Genomic DNA, 18,168 nt, shown 5'->3' on the forward strand with positions numbered 1-18,168 from the left:
TGCGCGGCCAACCGGAGAACACCATGGAATCCCGCCTGACCGATCTGGAGATCAAGGTCGCCTTCCAGGAAGACCTGATCGAGACGCTGAATCTCGCCGTCGCCCGCCAACAGCAGCAGATCGATCTGTTGCAGGCGCAGTTTCGCGCGCTGTACCAACAAGTGCGTGCCAGCGCACCCATGGCTGCCGAGTCCGATCCGCAGCACGAAATCCCGCCGCACTACTGAAACCTGTCGATGGCCCGCACCGGCATCACATGTCGGAACGATCACCGCGCGGCACGGGTCTGACTGCGTAACTTCGATTCGCATCCCGGCCATGTCCCGTACCCTGATCAACCGCCTGTCCCACGCGCGCCGCCCGTTGCTGGCCCTGGCCATTGTCGCGGCGGCGCTGGGCACTGCCCACGCCGGCTACAACGTCTGGACTGGCGAATACACGTTCACCAAGGACGAGTTGCAAAGCGCGGTGGACAAGCGCTTCCCGGCCACGCTGCGCTATGGCGAACTGGTCAGCGTGCGGCTTTCGAACCCGCGCCTCGTGCTCGACGAGGCCGGCAACCGCATCACCACCCGGGTGGACGCGGCGCTCTCGAACACGGTAATCCCGTCCCCGCCGGTCAACGGCTCGCTGGCGCTGAACAGCGGCGTCCGCTACGACGCCACGCGCCGCGCGGTGCTGCTGGACAACCCGACGGTGCAGGACGTGGAGGTGCAAGGCATGAGCCAGTACCGCGAGCAACTCAACGCCATTGGCGCCGTGGTCGCCCAGCAACTGCTGAAGGACTATCCCCTGTACACGTTCAAACCCGAAGAACTCCGCTTCAACGGCAAGGATGTCGAGCCAGGCGCCATCACCGTGGCGCCCGACGGCATCCGCGTGCAGGTCAACCTGCGCTAGCGTCCCGCGCGAAACGCCAGCGCCAGCCCCACCGGAATGGCAATCATGCCGACCAGCGCAAGCGGCGCGGGCCGGTTGCTCAGCGCGACGAAGTCCAGCAGAACGGTCACAGGCGGCACCAGATAGAACAGGCTGGTCACGTTGACCAGGTTACCGGCCTGGATCAGCCGGTAGAACAGCAGCGTCGCCACCACCGAAATCACGATCCCCATCCAGAGCAGCGGGAAAATGAAGCCCGGCACGTGCTCGAGCCGGAACGGCTGGAACGGCACGCACAGCAGGCACATCGCCAGCGCCACCGTGTACTGCAGCGGCAGGATCTCCACCGGGGCCTGCCGGATGCCTTTCTGCCCGATAGCGCCCAACGTCATGCACGCGAGCGCGGCCAGGGCGGCCCCCCCAGCCAGCCATCGAGAACCTTGCGGCCATCAGGCTATCGGCCACGATCGTCACCAGCCCGGCCAGCGCCAGCGTCAGACCCGCCAGCCGCGCTACCGACACGCGCCGCTCCATCCAGAGCAAAGTCAGGATTGGCTGCACGCCCAGCACGGTAGCCAGCACACCTGGTGTCATGCCGAAATCCAGTGCCAGCAGGTAGCTGATCGAGTAACCGCCGATCATCAGCGCGCCCGTCACCGCCACACGCACACGCGTACCGGGTGCTGGCAGCATGCGTCGGCGTGCCACGCCGATGGCGGCGAGCAGGGTCAGCGCGATGACGAACCGCAACGTGAGAAACGCAAATGGCGAGGCATGGGAAAGTCCCACACGGCTGAAGATCGCGCCTCCACTCCAGAGCAGCACAAACAAAGGGGTTGCGCCATACACGGCAAGCGCGTGCATGGACGTGCGCATGGCGGATGCGTCCGCCATGACGTCCTTTTCGGAATTCATGAATTGTCCTGTCAAAAACCACGCAGGCTCCGGCGCGTGCCGCGCGCGATGCGCGAGCACGTCTTCGTCAGCGATACCGGAGACGTCAGTCGGCTGGAATCAGCCGCGCGGCGGCGCGCAGGGGGGCGCCGTGACAGAAACAGGGGTCATGAGATGACTGGTTGGGGGGCACCCGAAGATATCGGGCAATGCGTCGATCCTAGCGGCGGGCGCCGCCGTGGTCAATCGGTGGTCAGTCGGTAGTCAATCGCCGGCCAGCCCGATCCCGCTCGCCAGCGCAGACAGTGTGGGCCCGATCGGCGCGGATACCTTGAGTGTCAGCAGCGGATCGGCGCGCGTGGTGCCAAGGTTCAGCGCGGCGATCGGCAAACCTAGCTCGTTCGCCCACAGGCAGAAGCGATAGCCCGAAAACACCGTCAGCGACGACCCGACCACCAGCACGGCATCGGAGCTGGCGAGTGCCGCCCGGCCGGTATCGACGCGCTCGCGCGGCACCGACTCGCCAAAAAACACCACATCTGGCTTGAGCACGCCCTCGCATCGCTCGCAAATCGGCACCGCGAAATTGTCGAATAACGGCGACTCCAGATGCGCGTCGCCGTCCGCGGCGGGTAATGCCGTCATGTCACGAAAATCGGGATTGTGTTGCCAGAGCCAGTGCTGCAACTCCGCGCGCGGGTAGCGCGTGGCGCACGACATACACACGACCTGCCTGATGCTGCCGTGCAACTCGACGACATCGCGGCTGCCCGCCTGCTGGTGCAGTCCGTCCACGTTCTGGGTAACCAGCGCCGACACGCGCCCGGCATCGCCAAGCCGCGCCACCACGCGATGACTGATATTTGGATGTGCCCCCGCCGCCACCGGCCAACCGACCATGCTGCGCGCCCAGTAGCGCTGCCGTGCCGCATGACCGCTCATGAACGCGCTGATGGTCATCGGCGCCGAGCGTTGCCAGCGGCCTTGTTCGTCGCGATAGCCCGGAATGCCGGAGTCCGTGCTGATGCCGGCGCCGGTCAGGACGAACAGGCGCCGATGCCGTTCAACGAAGTCCTGAAGCGCGGCGGAATGGTTCACGAATGCGTTGCGGCGTTATCGCGAGCGGCTTGGCGAGCGGCTTGGCGCGCCTCCCATGCCCGCAGTTCCTGGCGATAGCGCTCCATCTCGTCGTTGTAGAAATCGAAGACGCATGGATCGCAGCCGCTGCCGCAGCACTCGTTGTCGCCGGGTCTTTCTGGCGGCGCGGGTTTTGGATCGTCGGGGGGCGTGTGGAAATGTTCTGCGGAAGACACGGAAGACACGGAAGACGCAATGGAATCAGGTACGGCGCCAGTATATGCCGCATCGGCTATCCCGCGCCTGAGCGGACAGAAGCCGACATGCGTGGCCGCCGATCTGAATGGTTCCGGCGCGCGTGATGAATTGTTTTGATCTTGGCGCATGGCATACGCCACATGCGGACCACACTGCTAGTGTTGAAGGTCGCGGCAATGTCCTTCGCCGCCCCCTCTTCTTCATGTCATCTGCGATGCGCCACGCCTCTGCCCTTCTTCGCTGCGCCGCATGGTTGGCAGTGCTGTGTTCGGGCGCGATAGCCGGCCCGTCGGCACTGGCGGCCGAGCCCGCCGCGGCATCGGCGCCGCAGGGCCGGCCGAAGATCTGCCTGGTGCTTTCGGGCGGCGGCGCGCGGGGCGCGGCCCATATTGGCGTGCTCAAGGTGCTCGAGGAACTGCGCGTGCCGATCGATTGCATCGCCGGCACCAGCATGGGATCGATCGTCGGCGGCGCGTACGCGACCGGCATGAGCACGTCGGACATGGAGAAACTCGTCGGCGGGCTGACGACGGGAACGATCTTCAAGGAGCGCCCGCCCCGTCAGGATCTGGCCATTCGCCGCAAGATCGACGACCACACGAACCTTTTCACGCCCGAGATCGGCGTGCGCTCGGACGGCCTGCTTTTGCCCAAGGGTGCCGTCTCGGGCGTGCAGCTCGAAACCGTATTGCGGCAGCTCGCCAATGCTCCCGGCTATCGCAACTTCGACACACTGCCGATTCCGTATCGGGCAGTCGCCACGGATCTGGTCGCAGGTACGCCGGTGGTGTTCAGCCAGGGCGAACTGGCCAACGTGATGCGGGCAAGCATGTCGGTGCCGGGCGCGGTAGCGCCCACCGAGTATGAAGGCAAGCTACTGGTCGATGGCGGCCTGACCGACAACCTGCCCGTCGACGTGGCGCGGGCGATGGGCGCGGACATCATCATCGCCGTCAATCTCGGCACACCGCTGATGAAGCGCGAAGAGCTGACCTCGATCATCGGGGTAACCGGACAGATGCTCAACATCCTGACCGAGCAGAACGTGCGCACATCGCTGGCCTCCTTGAGGCCCACCGACATCCTCATCAAGCCCGAATTGGGGGATTTCTCGGCAGGTGATTTCGACCACCTGCCCAAGACGATCCCGATCGGCGAGGCCGCCGCACGGAAAGAGGCGAGCCGGCTGTCCGAGCTGTCGATCCCGCCGGCACAATACGCCCAACTGCGCGCGCGACAGGTGGCGCTGCCGCCGCCCGACGTGCGGCCCGTCGACGAAATCCGCTTTGCGCCGATGGAACGTGTAAATCCGGAGTTCGCGGCCGCCACGATGGAGACCAAGCCCGGTGAGCCGATCACGCAGGCCACTCTCGATCGCGACATGCGCCGCCTGTTCGGCACCGGCGACTTCGAGCATGTGAACTATCGCTTCCTGGAGGAACCGGGCAAGCGCGTGCTTTCGGTCGATGCGATCGAGAAATCCTACGGCCCCGACTATCTGCGCTTCGGTCTCGGGCTGAGCACCGACTTCCGCGGCGATGCCTACTTCAACCTGCTGGCCAGCTACCGCCGCACTTGGCTGAACTCGCTCGGGGCGGAGTGGCGAACCGATGCGCAGGTGGGTCAGACTTCGAGCCTGATCAGCGAGTTCTACCAGCCGCTCGATACGCGCCAGCTTTTCTTCGTGGCGCCACGTATCGAACTGGAGCGGCGGCCGGTCAATATCTTCAGCGGCAGCACCAGACTGGCCCAGTACGATCTGCGCCGCACCGACTTCGCATTCGACATCGGCAGCCAGATCACCAAGTACGGCGAGGCCCGGCTTGGCGTGGTCGTTGGGGAGCAGAATGCTTCGCTATCCACCGGCCCCGCGTATCTGAGTCCCGGCCCTGGCCGCGTCAACCGGCGCGCCATCGAAGGCCGGCTGGTCGCGGATCAGCTCGACAACCTCAACTTCCCGCGCTTCGGGTACGGCGGCACGCTGAACGTCTACGCCTCGCAGGGTGGCATGGGCGCGACCGATACCTATACCAAGGGCGATATCTCAGGCGCGTGGGCATACTCGATCGGCAATAACACGCTCAGTTTGGCGTTCAAGGCCGGCAGCAATATCGGCGGCCCCGCCCTGCCGAAGTACGACCTGTTCCAATGGGGTGGCTTCCTGCAGCAGTCGGGGTACAGCACGGGGCAACTCATCGGCGGCAATTTGCAGTTCGCGCGGATGGTCTACTACAACAAGCTGATCCACCAGACGTTCTTCGACGGCGTCTACGCCGGCTTCTCGCTTGAGGCCGGGCGCGTCGGCGCGCCGCTGGTGCCGGGTAGTCCAAAGGGGCTGCTGAAGTCGATGGCGGCATTCCTGGGCATCGACAGCCCGGTCGGGCCGCTTTACCTCGGCTATGGCCGGGCGGCGGGCGGCAGCTATGCGTTCTACCTGTTCCTGGGCAAGCCTTGAAGGTGCCTTTTGAGGAGGCCTTGAGCGATCCTGAAGCCGTCGCGAACAGCCCCTGAGCGACCGATGTGCCTCCCGGCGCTGGCTGTCGGCGCCTTCCCCCACCTTAGTTGTATTTAATGTCTCTGTACCCCTACCTATACTCGATTCGTCGTCAGGACCCCCGTCTTGACCGACACCCCCTTCCCCGTCGCCGTCCCGACCGGCGACATTTTTTTGTCCAGAAGGCGGCAATCAGCGCTCTGGGGCGTTAAGATGCGCGATTATCGAACGCTCCCCCGCACCGTTTTATCCGCCATGGACGCTCCGAGCCCCAGCCCCATCAGTCTCAAACCGGCGCAAGCCGACACCGTGCGCGCTGCCAAGCCGCCCGCTGACATCCTCGGCAGCTTTGCCGGCGATCCTAACTTCATGCTCTCGCTGGCGCGCGGACTGACCGTGCTCGAGGCATTCTCCGAACGCAAGCGCCCACTGACTATTTCTCAGGTGGCGCAGCGCACGCAGTTGTCGCGCGCTTCGGTTCGCCGCTGCCTCTACACGCTGGAACAGCTTGGCTACGTCAGCCAGCAGGACGGCCACTTCGCGCTGCGTCCGCGCGTGCTGCACCTTGGCCACGCATTTTTCTCGTCGAGTGCGATCGTCTCTCTGGCGCAGCCCGTTCTGGATAGCCTCAGCGCGCGCGTGCACGAGACCTCGGCGCTCGCCATCCTCGACGGCACCGACATCCTGTATCTGGTTCGCTCGGAAGTGCAGCGCGTGCTGACGCACTCGCTCGGCATGGGCAGCCGCCTGCCGGCCTATTGCACGTCCACCGGCCGCCTGTTGCTGGCCCATCAGCCGCAACCGATCCTGGAGGCGTTCTTCGACCATGCTGAACTGCGCCCGCGCACGCTGCTGACCAAGATCTCGCGTCCTGAGCTCGAGGCAGCCTTCCAGCGCGCCCGCGACATGGACTATGTGCTGATCGACGAGGAACTGGAGCCGGGATTGCGCGCGATCGCCGTGCCCGTGCGGTCGCAGGCCGGCGTGGTGCTGGCGGCCATCAGCGTCAGCGTGAAGGCCAACAAGGTGTCGGAGGGGGAAATGATTGCGCGGCTGCTCGGCCCCATGCGGGAGGCGGCAGCCGCGATCGGCAAGATGATTGGCAACTAAGCGGAAACTGAGCGGAAGCTAAGCGGAAACTGAGCCGCTTTCCGCTTGCGCCGGGGTGTCAGCCCCGGTGCGCCAGTTCGAGCTGGAACACCAGGCGCTGCAGGAAGTTTTCCATGCGGCCGTCCGGGTTCAGGAACGCGCATCCGTAGTGGTGCACGGTGTTGTCGTCGAAGCCCACCAGCCAATGACCCACCACCTGCATGTCGAGCTCCAGTCGGCCGAGTTCGGCAAAGTCCAGCAGGCAGCGCTTGATCACGGTGCCCACGGGCAACTGGTCCGCGCCCACCGCGCGCGAGCGCAAACCCACCCCTGACAACGACAAGTCAGCGATATCGAGCTGCAGCGCCTGCTTTTCCGTCTCGGGAATTCGCAGTTCGCAGCGGTAGCCCTTGGTCAGCAACGTGCGCGCGCGGAAATGGCGGCGGCGCTGGAAGTGGTACAGCTTTTCGGGAAAATCGGCGATGAACGCGGGACCGCCTTCGAAGCGCGTGGCGCCCGGCGTGCCAACGATAAAGTTGACCGGCACTCCGCGCAGCAGGCCGGAAAAGGCGTTCTGCTCGGACGACATCAATGCCTGCCGCTCGCCATCGGCACGGCACCAATCGAAAATGAAAGTCTTGTTGGCCGGATCGACATGCAGGATCGACGTCACGATCTCGGAGCCGCCCTTCGAGCGCACATTCAGCAGGCACTTCTGCCAGGCCATATCGCGCAGCACGGTGCCGATCTGTGAGCTGTGCGTCAACCGGTAGCGTTCATCCGACTGGGCCGCAGCGTCCCGCTCGTCGGCCTCGCCATCGACCTGGGACTGTGATTGGGCCAGCTTGGACCCGATGGGTTCTTGAAGACTCATGGAGATACGCTACATCGAAAGGGTTGCGCCACAACGCACCCTTTTGGGGGGCGGGAACTGGAAAGCGGTGACAGCTCGCGGCGACCAGCCGCCGCATGGTAAGCGCCACCCGAAGGTGGCGCAAGCACCTGCCATATGCTTCGGCAAAATACGACGTAACTTTAGCGACAGACTTCCGAGGGGTGGCGCACGTAACGCTTCTTCCACTTCGCGACGCACTCGAATGGCGATAACGGCGCCACCTTGCTATACGTGTGAGGATGCGTTTGCCTCGGCATGGAGCCAGTCGAACAACGCCAGCCGGCGCGAGTCATGCTCGAACGGCACAGGCGAAAGCAGATGGTACGCCGAGCCATCAGCCACGAAACCCCGGGGTGCGGCCATGCGACCGTCGGACAACTCGTCATAGGCCATCAGCTCCGAAGCAATCGCCCAGCCAAGCCCGGCGGACGCGGCCTGCAGGCTTAGATAAAAGTGCTCGTACCAGACGTCCGTGCTGCCAGTGAGCACATACCCCGCGCTACGCGCCCAGCGCTGCCAGGCATCGGGTCTAGTGCGCGTATGCAGCCAGGGCATTGCATCGAGCCCGTGATCTGCCAGATCCGGCCGGCAAACCGGCCCCACCCGCTCGGGCGTCACCTCCCGCGTGTGCCAGCGCGTATCGAACGGGAAATCATTGCGACGCAATGCCACGTCGACACCGCTACGCGCAAAGTCGATCGCGCCGCCAGCAGCCATCAGATGCAACGGGATATCGGGATGCCGAGCGGAAAACCGTGCCAACCGAGGAATCAGCCAGCGCATGGCGATGGTTGGCTCGCATGACAACACCAGCGCGGTGTTCGCAGCGGGCTTGCGGATGCGCTCGACCGCCGCCGCAAGCAAGTCCATCGACTGCGTGGCCGCGGACTGGAGAGTGCGGCCAGCCTCGGTCAGAAAGACCGCGCGATTACGCCGTTCGAACAGGCTCACGCCGAGTTCGGCTTCAAGCTGGCGGATCTGCCGACTGATCGCGCCGTGGGTCAGGTGCAACTCGTCGGCCGCGCGGGCGAAGTTCTGGTGACGCGCGGCGGCTTCGAAGAAGCGAATCCAGCCGAGCCAGTGCATCGATGGCATGCCAATCAGTCAGTTTTTCTCACGGAATATGGCGAGTATATATCGTTTGCCGTACCCGTTTCTGCGAATAAAAATGGCATATGTCGTGCCATCGAATACACGGCTTACGCAACGAAAACTGACTGAAATACCACAACAATGACCCCACTCGCCGAACTGCTGGCCGTCGCGGCCATCACCCTTCTTGCCGTCATCAGCCCTGGCCCGGACTTCGCCATGGTCACGCGCAACAGCTACCTGTTTGGCCGCCGCACCGGGCTGCTTTGCGCGCTGGGCATCGCGCTCGGCGTGCAGGTACACGTCGCCTACACCATGTTCGGCGTGTCACTGCTGGTGCGCCACGCGCACGGGCTGCTCTCGATCATCAAGCTGGCTGGTGCGGCCTACTTGATCTGGATCGGCATTCAGACACTACGCAATCGCAAGGCGTTGGACGTCGACGCCGATGGGGCACCCGCCGTTTCGGGACTGGCGGCGTTTCGCATGGGTTTCCTGACCAATGCGCTCAACCCGAAGACCACACTGTTCGTGGTCAGCACGTACTCGCAGGTCGTCAACGAGCACACGCCCGCCGCCGTGCAGTTTGGCTATGGATTGTTCATGTCGGCCACGCATTGGGTCTGGTTTAGCATCGTCGCGTGGTGTTTCGGCTCGAAGTCGCTGCGTGCCACGATGCTGCGATACCAACGACAGCTCGATGTCATCATCGGGACTGCCCTATTCGGGCTGGGCGTGGCACTTGGCGTCAGGTAGCCCACCGCGTTGAGCAAGCCATCCAGATACTGCATGCAACATGCGTTACAGCCGTTACATGGCAGATCTGAAGCCAACACTCAGAGCGGCTGTCCGGGCGATCACCGGCCGAGCGGCACGGCGTGACAGGTGTCAGCGTTGGGGGCAGCGGTCTGGACCGTTCGCGACAAGTGGATAGACGGCCCGCGCCACATGCCGCGCGCCCTGTCGGTCAAGCACGCTCTCGAACAGGACGAACCGGTCGATCGTGCAGGCAGGCAGCGACAGTGCCCGACGGGCCGCCAGCCAGTCCCGCAGTACATGCTCCGGCACCTCAGGCCGGCAACGTGCCAGGGTCAAATGTGGCCAGAAGCGGCGGCGCTCGGGTGGAATCCCTTCGCGCTCCAGCGCGGCGGTGATGGCGTCGACCAACGCCTGCATCGGCGCCGACGCCTCCAGCCCGGCCCAGAGTATGGCGCCCTGGCGGCCACGAAAGCGGCCGACACCCTTCACCTGCAACACCACGGACGGCGCAGCTACCTCGGACAACACCCGTTCAATCCGCACCGCCGTGGGGTCATCCTGCTCGCCCAGAAAGCGCAGGGTCAGGTGCAACTGCGCGGCCATCGTCGGCCGAATGCCGTGCTGTGCGGGAACGATGCGCAGCAGGTCGGCCACCAGCGCGGCGGGAGGCTGGATGGCGACGAACAGACGCGCCACGCGCGCTCCCGCCTTCGTCAGTCCAGGGCAAGGGCGGCCTGACCCAGCGCCGTGGCTTGCAACTGGCCCGGATAAAGCACGCCCTCCAGCGTCAGCAGCGCACGCTTGCGGTCCACGCCGCCCGCGTAGCCGGTCAGGTCGCCGGACGCGCCAAGCACGCGATGACACGGAACGATGATCGACAAGGGATTGCGCCCCACGGCACCGCCCACCGCCCGCGAATGGCTTGGCGGCAAGCCGAGCCCCGCGCCGAGTTGTCCGTAGGTCGAAGTCTCACCAAATTCGATATCGCACAGCGCTTGCCAGATCCGCTGCTGGAACGCGCTGCCAACCAGCCGGAACGGGACGGAGAATCCATGCAATGCCCCGTCGAAGTAGGCGCCGAGTTCCATCGCGGCCTGCTCCAGCACGCGCGCATCCGCTGCGGGCATCGCCGAGACGGGAGTGGGACGCGCCAGCCCGGGGTAGTACTTCTGGCCGGCAAAGAACACGCCGGTCAACGCGCCGCCATCGGCACGCAACAGCATGTCGCCCAGCGGGCTGTCGATGATGTGATGGCTGCTCATGCCGCCTGCTCCTCGATATCGCTACCCTGAAGCTTCAGCGCTTCGTAGCGGTGCCAGAGATGGATTGCCGCATAGGCGCGCCACGGCGCCCATCCGGCGGTCTTCGCCTGCATCCCGCGAACCGTATCGACGCCCAGCACCTTGCGCAGCGCATAGTCGGTGCCCGGAAATGCGTCAGGCCAGCCTAACGCGCGCATTGCGACGTATTGCGCCGTCCAGTCTCCGATGCCATCGATGGCACGCAATTGCGCCACGGTCACCTCGGGTGGCGCGTGGGGATCGAGATCGATCTCATGGGCAGCCACGCTGCGGGCCAACGCACGAATCGTCCGGGTCTTCGCGGCGGTCACGCCAGCCGCCCGATATGCCTCGTCGGGCAATGCAGCCAGAGCCTGCGCGGTCGGGAAGGCGTGAGTCAGCGGCGCTTGGCCGGCAGGCGTGGTAAGTCCCGCTTGGGCCGCTTCCGGCAACGGCTCGCCGGCCGCCTGCGCCAGCCGAGCCAGAATGCGCCGCGCCTGCACCACCGGAATCACCTGACCGACGATCGCGCGCACCCCGATCTCGAATCCGTCGAACGCGCCGGGCAGGCGCATTCCAGGCGTCTGCGCAGCCAGTTCGCCCAGGTGGGCATCGACGATGTCGGGGCGACAGCCCAAATCGCATAACCGCCGGACCTTGCCCAATGCCTGCGGAATCACGGGCGCCAACGCGCCGGACAACGTGATGCGCAGCACCGCGCGCCGCGCCACATGCTCGAGCCGCACCCAGCCCGCATGACACCGGCCACCCGCTTCGATCGACAACGTGCGCGAGTACACCTCGCCATCACATTGTTCGATGCCGTCGACGGCACGCACGGCCAGAAATCCGAGCAGCGCCCCCCACGCCATCGGCGGCCGGTAGCCGAGCTCGAACACGAGCCGGTCCGCCATGCCATCTGCGGCGCGCTTGCGCATCGCCAGCGGCGTCAGGCCATAGCGTTCCTTGAGCACGTCGTTGAACCGCCGCACGCTGCCAAAGCCGGCTGCCAGCGCCACCTCGGTGACGGGCAGCGCGGTGTCTGTCAGCAGGCGCTTGGCCAGCAGTAGCTTTTGCGTCTGGGCGTACTCATGCACCGACACGCCGAACTCGGCATCGAACAGGCGGCGCAGGTGACGCTCGGTCACACCGATCCGCGCGGCCAGCTGGGCCACGCCCGCGCCGGCCATGAAGCCTTCGTCGATCAACGTGGCGGCCGCCTGCGCCAGCCGGCCGGAGATGTCCGCCAGCCCATGCCCCGGCGCCAATTCCGGGCGACAACGCAGACAAGGCCTGAAGCCGTGTTTCTCCGCGGCGGCGGCGGTCTCGTAGAACGTGCAGTTCTCGCGCTTGGGCGTGCGCACGGCGCAAATCGGCCGGCAGTACACGCCCGTCGACGACACCCCGACGAAGAAGCGTCCGTCGAAGCGCCGGTCATGCGAGGCCACGGCCTTGTAGCAGGTGTCAGGATCGAGTTCCATGCCATGCATCCTACGCCTTTACGACATGACAAACCCGCTGGAATCGGACATTCGCCTCGGGCCCGGATGCCGCCGGCGGTCACGATTGTTGGCCCCGAATCTGAAAGTGTGCCGGCACGCGGTTCGCGTGTCGTCCATCCGGCTAGAATCCTTGCAGACGGCCAACCGGCGCCGTCTACGGAGAATTCATGCGTCGTCTTGTCACCAGTTTTGCCGCCAGCTTCGTCACCGGCGCGGCTTGCTTCATTTTGGCGGGCCTGAGCGCCCTGCCCGTGCCCGCCTTCGCCGCGCGGCCGAGCAGTGTCGCGCCCCCGCCACCCGCAGCGCCGGTCATCCGCGCGGAGCGCGTGGCCGCCGTGGAAGGCATCACCGAGTACCGGCTGCCGAACGGCCTCCGGATCCTGCTCGCCCCCGACGACGCCCAGCCGACCACCACGGTGAACATGACCTACCTCGTGGGCAGCCGGCACGAGAACTACGGCGAAACCGGCATGGCGCACCTGCTCGAGCACCTGATGTTCAAGGGCACGCCGTCATTGCCGGGCCGGACGATTCCCACCGAGTTCGCCCGGCGCGGCATGCAGTTCAACGGCACGACGGCGCAGGACCGCACCAACTATTTCGAGACCTTTGCTGCCAGCGACGACAACCTCGACTGGGCGCTCCGGATGGAAGCGGACCGCATGGTCAACAGCTTCATCTCGCGCGCCGACCTCGACAAGGAAATGACGGTCGTGCGCAACGAGATGGAGATCGGTGAGAACAATCCGATGCGGATGCTGCAACAGCAGATGTACGCGGCGGCCTATCGGTGGCACAACTACGCCAAGGCGCCAATCGGCGCGCGCAGCGATGTGGAGCGTGTCGGCATCCAGAACCTGCAGGCGTTCTATCGACGCTACTACCAGCCCGACAACGCAGTGCTGGTGGTAGCCGGGCAGTTCGATCCGGTGCGTGCGCTGTCACGGATCGAGCAGGCGTTCGGGCCGATTCCGCGGCCCACGCGCGTGCTCCCGACCGAGCACACCGTGGAACCGCCGCAGGAAGGCGCCCGGGAACTGACGCTGACGCGCCCCGGGGACAGCAGCATCGTGGCCGCGATGTATCACGTCGCGCCTGGCGCGCACCCCGACACCACGGCCCTCGCGCTGCTGACGGTCATCCTCGCCGACACGCCGGGAGGGCGGCTCGAGCATGCGCTGGTGGACACGCGCAAGGCGGCATGGCAGATGTCGATGTTCGACGCGATGAAGGATCCCGGCGTGATCCTGTTCGCGGCAGGGACAGGCAAGGACCGGCCCATCGAGCCGGTGCGCGCGGCGCTGCTTGCGGAAATCGAAGGACTGGCCGCAAAGCCAGTCACCCAGGACGAACTGGATCGCGCCCGCGTGCGGATGCGTAACGCGTACGAGAAGATTCTCAACGATCCGGCGCGCTATGGCGTGGCGCTGTCCGAATCCATTGCAAAGGGCGACTGGCGCCTGCTCTTTATCGCGCGCGACCGCGTGGAAACCACCACGCTGGAAGACGTACAGCGCGTGGCGGAGAACTACCTGCGCCAGACGAACCGCACGGTCGGCGAGTTCCTGCCCGGAGACAAACCCCAGCTTGCGACCATTCCGCAGTCGCCCGACGTGGCCGCGCTGGTACGCGACTACGCCGGCAAGGCTGTCGCGCAGGCCGTGCCCACGTTCGACCCAAGCCCGGCCAACATTGACGCCCACACGGTGCGCCAGACGCTTCCAAACGGGATGGAGCTTGCGCTGCTATCCAAGCCCACGCGCGGCGAAGCGGTCAATGGCACGCTGGTCCTGCATCTGGGCAATACCCAGTCGCTGCAAGGGAAAACAGCGATTGGCTCGCTGACGGCCGGAATGCTCGACCGTGGCGCGGGCGTGTTCAGCCGCCAGCAGATTGCGGATCGGTTCGAGGCGCTCAAGGCCAATGTATCGATCTCGGGCAGTTCGGAGCGGCTGACGGTACGGTTCGAGACGCACCGTGCCTACCTGCCCGACCTGTTGGACCTGTTGCGAACGGTGCTGCGCATGCCGACATTCCCGTCGGCCGAACTGGAAACCCTGCGCGCCAGCAGTATCGCGGGGGTAGACAGCCAGCGTCGCCAGCCCAACGCGCTGGCACCGAACGCCCTCGGGCGCCATGGCAACCCATATCCGGCCGAAGATCCACGCTACACGCCAACCTTCGACGAAAGCGTGGCCAGCCTCAGGGGCGTGACGCAGGCCGATCTGCGCGAGTTCCATGCGCAGTTCTACGGCGCCGACCACGCGCAGCTTGCGATCGTCGGTGACTTCGATGCCGCCGACGCCGCGAAGCAGATCCAGTTCCTGTTCGGCGACTGGCGGGCCCAGGTACCGTTCGAACGCGTGGATCGCCCGTTCATCGCCATTCCGGCGGCCAGCTTCACACTCGACACGCCTGGCAAGGCCAACGCTGTGTACCTGGCATCGCAACCCGTCGATCTGCTCAACGACTCGCCGGACTACCCGCTGATGCTGATCGCAGCCAGAGTGCTCGGCGGCACCGGTATGCGCAGCCGGTTGGCCGATCGGTTGCGGCAGCAGGAAGGCATCAGCTATGGCGTCTCGAGCTCGCTGTCGATTGGCGCACTCGACCGCGCAGGACGCTTTGCCTTATGGGCCGTCTACGCACCGCAGAACCAGACGCGCCTGCGCGACGCGGTGGGTCAAGAGATGCAACGCTTTGTGCGCGATGGCATCACATCCGTCGAGTTGTCGGAAGCCGTCAGCGGGCTGCTGCAACAGGGCCTGATCAGTCGCACAAGGGATGGCCTTCTGGCTGGGGCGCTGGCGAATCAGCTTTACCTTGGACGCACCATGGCCCATACGGCCGAAGTGGAGGCTCGCATCAGCAAGGCCACGCCGGAGGCGGTCAATGACGCGATCCGGCGTTACCTGAGTCCGGATACGTTGACGCAGGCATTTGCCGGAGACTTCGGCTCGGGTGCAGGCACCCCGGCAGCAACGGCGGCGGAACCCGCCACCGCGCCAGCAGCCGCCCCAGCGGAACCGGCCAGACCATGATCCGGCAATGCAGCGGGATATGTCGGAAACGTCATGCCCAAAGCCTTGAGACCTGACGACAATCACTGTATATTTATACAGTGATTGTTCAGACTAGAGGTATGGATGTCGATCGTGCGAGCTGGCAGCAAGGCAGAAGCGCTCAGGCTTCTGGCCTCTGAGCGGATGCTTGCGCTTGAGCTGGATTACGAGACCGGATGGCAGGACGCCGTCGAACTCGGACGGCTCGGAGAGAAGCGCGGTATCAAGGTGCAGTACCGCGGACAGGAGAGCATCGCTGTCCGCTCCCATGACGCCCTGATCGAAGGGCTTGGCAAACCCAAGACAACGTTCCGGCAACGCAATCTGTATTGCCAGTTCGATCTCGGCACGATGGCCGACCAGCATCTTCTGGAGCTCGAGGCCAAGGCGAGCCGCCTCGGCGACTACATCCTGGCGGGGCACCTTCTACGCGATGTGGACGGCGTGTGGGCGTGACCGGTTGAGACCGGCGCCGGCGGTAGTTGTGGTGATGGTGGCAATGGCGTTGCCGGCGATTTCCCCAGTTACAACAAGGATGGCGGCATCGTGCGCCGTTGCCGCATCCGACAGCGCAATCGCAAAGGCTGTTGCTACTGCTATTACTACGGCCGGTGTTATTGCCAGACGCGCATCGCGCCGGCCCAGCGGGCGGCTGCGGAGGTGTGCATCATCGCGCGATCCGCTTCGTTGGCCGACTGGGACTCGACTGCCGCGCCGTCGATGGCCGTGCAGCACAACACGCCGGTCACCAGTGTCTTGATATTCCCGCGTCCGGTGCTGGCCAGCGCGGCCAGACGGTCATAGCCGTCCAGCACGATCAGGTGGTCGCCGTCGCGTGGATGCATCTCGAGCGTGTACAGGTGATCGCACTCGCATTGCATCCTGCCGCCCGATACCGCGACGACGATCGCGCTGGGAAGCGCCAGACCGCTGTCGCGTACCGAGTTCAGCAACCGGTCCAGATGGGCTTGCGCGCGATAGTCGCGCGCCGAATGCGACGGTTCCGGGCCGCGGCTCAGCGACATCAGTTCGTCCGGGGATACGACCAGTGTGTAAGCCTGCAGCGTCGTGCGATACGTCGCCACCACGGCACGAAGCCGGTGCACTGCGTGGAGATCGTCCTGGGACACCTTTGACTGCTGCCCCGCCGTGACCGGCCCTTGCGAGGCCGTTACCTGGAACCTGCTCATCCTGTCTCCTATCCCCTCAGGCCCATCTGGCCTGATCGTTCCGGCTTTCTTGAGCCGTGCTCAGTCGCGCAGCAGTTGCTTGGCGATGATGAGCTGCTGGATCTGCGTCGTGCCTTCATAGAGGCGCAGCAGACGCACGTCGCGGTAGAAGCGCTCGGCCTTGTATTCGGCGATATAACCCGCACCACCGTGGATCTGCACCGCGCGGTCCGCTACGCGGCCCACCATCTCGGTACAGAACATCTTCGTGCACGATGCCAGCATGCTGACTTCCGGATCGCTCTTGCCAGCCGGCTTCGCATCATAACGCTGTGCGCAATCGCGCACCATCGACAGGCCCGCATAGAGTTCGGCCTGGCTGTCGGCCAGCATCCCCTGGATCAGTTGGAAATCGCCGATCGGCTTGCCGAACTGCTTGCGCTCCTTCGCGTACGCCACGGCGTCGGTAATCAGCCGGTGCGCCATGCCGCAGGCCAGCGCCGAGATGTGCAGGCGGCCACGGTCCAGCACCTTCATCGCCGTCTTGAAACCCACGCCCGGAACGCCGCCGATGATGTTGGCGGCCGGCACGCGCACGTTTTCCAGCACCACGTCGCACGTCTTGGTACCGCGCTGGCCCATCTTCTTGTCCGGCTTGCCCAGTGAGATGCCCGGGGTATCGGCCGGCACGATGAACGACGAAATGCCCGACGCGCCTTGGCCACCCGTGCGTGCCATTAGCGTGAACGCCCCCGCGCGCGGCGCGTTGGTGATGAACCGCTTGGTACCGTTGATCACGTAGTGGTCGCCGTCGAGGTCGGCGCGCGTTTGCAGCGAGGCGGCGTCGGAGCCGGCGTTCGGCTCGGTCAGCGCGAACGAGATGATCAGTTCGCCGCTGGCGATCTTCGGCAGATAGGTCTGCTTCTGTTCCTCGGTGCCGTCCATCAGGATGCCCTGCGAGCCGATACCCACGTTAGTGCCGAACACCGAGCGGAAGGCAAAAGCAGTGTGGCCCAAGTCGTAGACCACATCGCATTCCTGCGACATCGACAGGCCGATGCCACCATAGCTCTCGGGAATCGAGATGCCGAACAGGCCCATTTCCTTCATGTCGGCCACGATATCGGCCGGCACATCGTCAATCTCTTCGAGCGTGTCCTCGGCCGGCTTCAGGCGATCGTCGATAAAACGCTGCACCGAAGCGCGCAGCAAGGAAAAGGATTCGGCGTCGAGGGCCATGGCAATCTCCGGTGATTCAGATGCGATAACGAAGGCGAACAATGGTACGCGGACTACCGAATTTGACAATCCACTGCGACTTGGACAGAACCGAAAGTATTTTTTGACAATAAGCCAGATTGCAGATTATCGATCACATTTCTTTTTGGCGAGGGTTTCGCGGGTGTAGCCGTAGCCCACGCGCAATTGATGCTCGACAGCATCGGCCTGGTCCAGGCAGGAGAACACGAGATCGTCCTTGAACTTCTGCGTGACGCCCTTGAGCCGTGGGGCCTCATAAGAAATCTCCCGCGCGCGGCAGCGCAGGAACAGCAGCGTTTCCTCCGACGCCGAACGCAGCTGCGACTGATCGACGCGCTGGCATTGCACGAGGTCGGGTTCTGCCTGCGCGATCAATGGCATGAGCAACAACTGCGGTAGCAGAATCAGCAGATAACGCAAAACTGGCATTGGCAGGCTTCGGAAAAGATCGGCAAAGA

General features: G+C 64.9%; 17 protein-coding genes and 1 pseudogene. 7 read left to right on the forward strand and 11 right to left on the reverse strand.

Annotated elements, in window-relative coordinates:
* The first annotated feature begins 23 nt into the window (after positions 1-23).
* Both WD006_RS22665 and WD006_RS22670 read left to right on the forward strand, forming a co-directional pair.
* Positions 24-227, forward strand: a complete 204-nt coding sequence (locus WD006_RS22665; RefSeq protein ID WP_008645462.1) for a SlyX family protein — start codon at positions 24-26, stop codon at positions 225-227.
* A 91-nt stretch (positions 228-318) separates the two neighbouring features.
* Positions 319-900 (forward strand): DUF1439 domain-containing protein, encoded by a 582-nt coding sequence (locus tag WD006_RS22670; RefSeq protein ID WP_011518132.1) that lies wholly within the window; start codon positions 319-321, stop codon positions 898-900.
* Here the strand turns inward: WD006_RS22670 and WD006_RS22675 are convergent.
* The 3 genes and pseudogenes from WD006_RS22675 to WD006_RS22685 all read right to left on the reverse strand — a co-directional run bounded on the left by WD006_RS22675 (position 897) and on the right by WD006_RS22685 (position 3,236).
* A pseudogene (locus WD006_RS22675) lies at positions 897-1,755 on the reverse strand (DMT family transporter). The gene WD006_RS22670 and the pseudogene WD006_RS22675 sit on opposite strands and share 4 nt — an antisense overlap.
* Positions 1,756-2,037: 282 nt before the next feature.
* Entirely contained in the window at positions 2,038-2,871 is an 834-nt protein-coding gene (locus tag WD006_RS22680; protein ID WP_029308661.1) for an NAD-dependent protein deacetylase, read from the reverse strand.
* Positions 2,868-3,236, reverse strand: coding sequence for an oxidoreductase-like domain-containing protein (locus WD006_RS22685; protein WP_029308662.1), 369 nt, complete (start codon positions 3,234-3,236; stop codon positions 2,868-2,870). Before WD006_RS22685 ends, WD006_RS22680 begins: the two co-directional genes overlap by 4 nt.
* Before the next feature lie 74 nt (positions 3,237-3,310).
* Here WD006_RS22685 and WD006_RS22690 point away from each other — a divergent pair, with 74 nt between their 5' ends.
* Positions 3,311-5,563 (forward strand): patatin-like phospholipase family protein, encoded by a 2,253-nt coding sequence (locus tag WD006_RS22690; RefSeq protein WP_029308663.1) that lies wholly within the window; start codon positions 3,311-3,313, stop codon positions 5,561-5,563.
* Positions 5,564-5,857: 294 nt separating this feature from the next.
* Positions 5,858-6,712 carry an IclR family transcriptional regulator domain-containing protein gene (locus WD006_RS22695; protein WP_008645453.1) on the forward strand — a complete coding sequence of 285 codons (855 nt, stop codon included), beginning with the start codon at positions 5,858-5,860 and terminating at the stop codon, positions 6,710-6,712.
* Positions 6,713-6,770: 58 nt separating this feature from the next.
* On the opposite strand, the gene WD006_RS22700 is transcribed toward WD006_RS22695, so the two are convergent.
* On the reverse strand, positions 6,771-7,565 hold the full coding sequence (locus WD006_RS22700; RefSeq protein ID WP_011518126.1) for a flagellar brake protein: 795 nt from the start codon (positions 7,563-7,565) through the stop codon (positions 6,771-6,773).
* A 246-nt stretch (positions 7,566-7,811) separates the two neighbouring features.
* Complete coding sequence (locus WD006_RS22705) at positions 7,812-8,672, reverse strand: LysR substrate-binding domain-containing protein (protein WP_029308664.1); 861 nt, start codon at positions 8,670-8,672, stop codon at positions 7,812-7,814.
* 147 nt (positions 8,673-8,819) lie between these two features.
* Here WD006_RS22705 and WD006_RS22710 point away from each other — a divergent pair, with 147 nt between their 5' ends.
* Complete coding sequence (locus tag WD006_RS22710; RefSeq protein WP_029308665.1) at positions 8,820-9,434, forward strand: LysE family translocator; 615 nt, start codon at positions 8,820-8,822, stop codon at positions 9,432-9,434.
* A 132-nt stretch (positions 9,435-9,566) separates the two neighbouring features.
* Here WD006_RS22710 and thpR read toward each other — a convergent pair whose 3' ends face one another.
* From thpR to WD006_RS22725, 3 genes are read right to left on the reverse strand one after another with little or no spacing between them, the layout of a single operon-like run.
* Positions 9,567-10,133, reverse strand: coding sequence for an RNA 2',3'-cyclic phosphodiesterase (thpR, locus tag WD006_RS22715; RefSeq protein WP_011518123.1), 567 nt, complete (start codon positions 10,131-10,133; stop codon positions 9,567-9,569).
* A gap of 17 nt (positions 10,134-10,150) precedes the next feature.
* The gene (locus tag WD006_RS22720) at positions 10,151-10,699 is read right to left on the reverse strand and encodes a methylated-DNA--[protein]-cysteine S-methyltransferase (RefSeq protein WP_011518122.1); all 549 of its coding nucleotides are present in this window, start codon (positions 10,697-10,699) and stop codon (positions 10,151-10,153) included.
* Positions 10,696-12,198, reverse strand: a complete 1,503-nt coding sequence (locus WD006_RS22725; RefSeq protein ID WP_029308666.1) for an AlkA N-terminal domain-containing protein — start codon at positions 12,196-12,198, stop codon at positions 10,696-10,698. Before WD006_RS22725 ends, WD006_RS22720 begins: the two co-directional genes overlap by 4 nt.
* Before the next feature lie 188 nt (positions 12,199-12,386).
* On the opposite strand from WD006_RS22725, the gene WD006_RS22730 reads away from it, so the two are divergent.
* Both WD006_RS22730 and WD006_RS22735 read left to right on the forward strand, forming a co-directional pair.
* Positions 12,387-15,260, forward strand: coding sequence for a M16 family metallopeptidase (locus tag WD006_RS22730; protein WP_011518120.1), 2,874 nt, complete (start codon positions 12,387-12,389; stop codon positions 15,258-15,260).
* Positions 15,261-15,365: 105 nt separating this feature from the next.
* Positions 15,366-15,737 carry a hypothetical protein gene (locus tag WD006_RS22735; RefSeq protein ID WP_029308667.1) on the forward strand — a complete coding sequence of 124 codons (372 nt, stop codon included), beginning with the start codon at positions 15,366-15,368 and terminating at the stop codon, positions 15,735-15,737.
* 158 nt (positions 15,738-15,895) lie between these two features.
* Here the strand turns inward: WD006_RS22735 and WD006_RS22740 are convergent, their stop codons facing one another.
* From WD006_RS22740 to WD006_RS22750, 3 genes are all read right to left on the reverse strand, one after another.
* Positions 15,896-16,471, reverse strand: coding sequence for a hypothetical protein (locus WD006_RS22740; RefSeq protein ID WP_011518116.1), 576 nt, complete (start codon positions 16,469-16,471; stop codon positions 15,896-15,898).
* A gap of 60 nt (positions 16,472-16,531) precedes the next feature.
* Positions 16,532-17,689, reverse strand: a complete 1,158-nt coding sequence (locus WD006_RS22745) for an acyl-CoA dehydrogenase family protein (protein WP_011518115.1) — start codon at positions 17,687-17,689, stop codon at positions 16,532-16,534.
* 126 nt (positions 17,690-17,815) lie between these two features.
* Positions 17,816-18,139 carry a hypothetical protein gene (locus WD006_RS22750; protein ID WP_011518114.1) on the reverse strand — a complete coding sequence of 108 codons (324 nt, stop codon included), beginning with the start codon at positions 18,137-18,139 and terminating at the stop codon, positions 17,816-17,818.
* Positions 18,140-18,168 lie beyond the last annotated feature (29 nt).

Source organism: Cupriavidus sp. Met-2 (assembly GCF_049843575.1).
Classification (GTDB): Bacteria; Pseudomonadota; Gammaproteobacteria; order Burkholderiales; family Burkholderiaceae; genus Cupriavidus; species Cupriavidus metallidurans.

Bases quoted from the DNA above. Each gene is read 5' to 3' on its own strand.
- WD006_RS22665 (WP_008645462.1), top strand. From the start codon at position 24: ATGGAATCCCGCCTGACCGATCTGGAGATCAAGGTCGCCTTCCAGGAA.
- WD006_RS22670 (WP_011518132.1), top strand. From the start codon at position 319: ATGTCCCGTACCCTGATCAACCGCCTGTCCCACGCGCGCCGCCCGTTG.
- WD006_RS22685 (WP_029308662.1), bottom strand. From the start codon at position 3,236: ATGCGCCAAGATCAAAACAATTCATCACGCGCGCCGGAACCATTCAGA.
- WD006_RS22690 (WP_029308663.1), top strand. From the start codon at position 3,311: ATGTCATCTGCGATGCGCCACGCCTCTGCCCTTCTTCGCTGCGCCGCA.
- WD006_RS22695 (WP_008645453.1), top strand. From the start codon at position 5,858: ATGGACGCTCCGAGCCCCAGCCCCATCAGTCTCAAACCGGCGCAAGCC.
- WD006_RS22700 (WP_011518126.1), bottom strand. From the start codon at position 7,565: ATGAGTCTTCAAGAACCCATCGGGTCCAAGCTGGCCCAATCACAGTCC.
- WD006_RS22705 (WP_029308664.1), bottom strand. From the start codon at position 8,672: ATGCACTGGCTCGGCTGGATTCGCTTCTTCGAAGCCGCCGCGCGTCAC.
- WD006_RS22710 (WP_029308665.1), top strand. From the start codon at position 8,820: ATGACCCCACTCGCCGAACTGCTGGCCGTCGCGGCCATCACCCTTCTT.
- WD006_RS22720 (WP_011518122.1), bottom strand. From the start codon at position 10,699: ATGAGCAGCCATCACATCATCGACAGCCCGCTGGGCGACATGCTGTTG.
- WD006_RS22725 (WP_029308666.1), bottom strand. From the start codon at position 12,198: ATGGAACTCGATCCTGACACCTGCTACAAGGCCGTGGCCTCGCATGAC.
- WD006_RS22730 (WP_011518120.1), top strand. From the start codon at position 12,387: ATGCGTCGTCTTGTCACCAGTTTTGCCGCCAGCTTCGTCACCGGCGCG.
- WD006_RS22735 (WP_029308667.1), top strand. From the start codon at position 15,366: ATGTCGATCGTGCGAGCTGGCAGCAAGGCAGAAGCGCTCAGGCTTCTG.
- WD006_RS22740 (WP_011518116.1), bottom strand. From the start codon at position 16,471: ATGAGCAGGTTCCAGGTAACGGCCTCGCAAGGGCCGGTCACGGCGGGG.
- WD006_RS22745 (WP_011518115.1), bottom strand. From the start codon at position 17,689: ATGGCCCTCGACGCCGAATCCTTTTCCTTGCTGCGCGCTTCGGTGCAG.
- WD006_RS22750 (WP_011518114.1), bottom strand. From the start codon at position 18,139: ATGCCAGTTTTGCGTTATCTGCTGATTCTGCTACCGCAGTTGTTGCTC.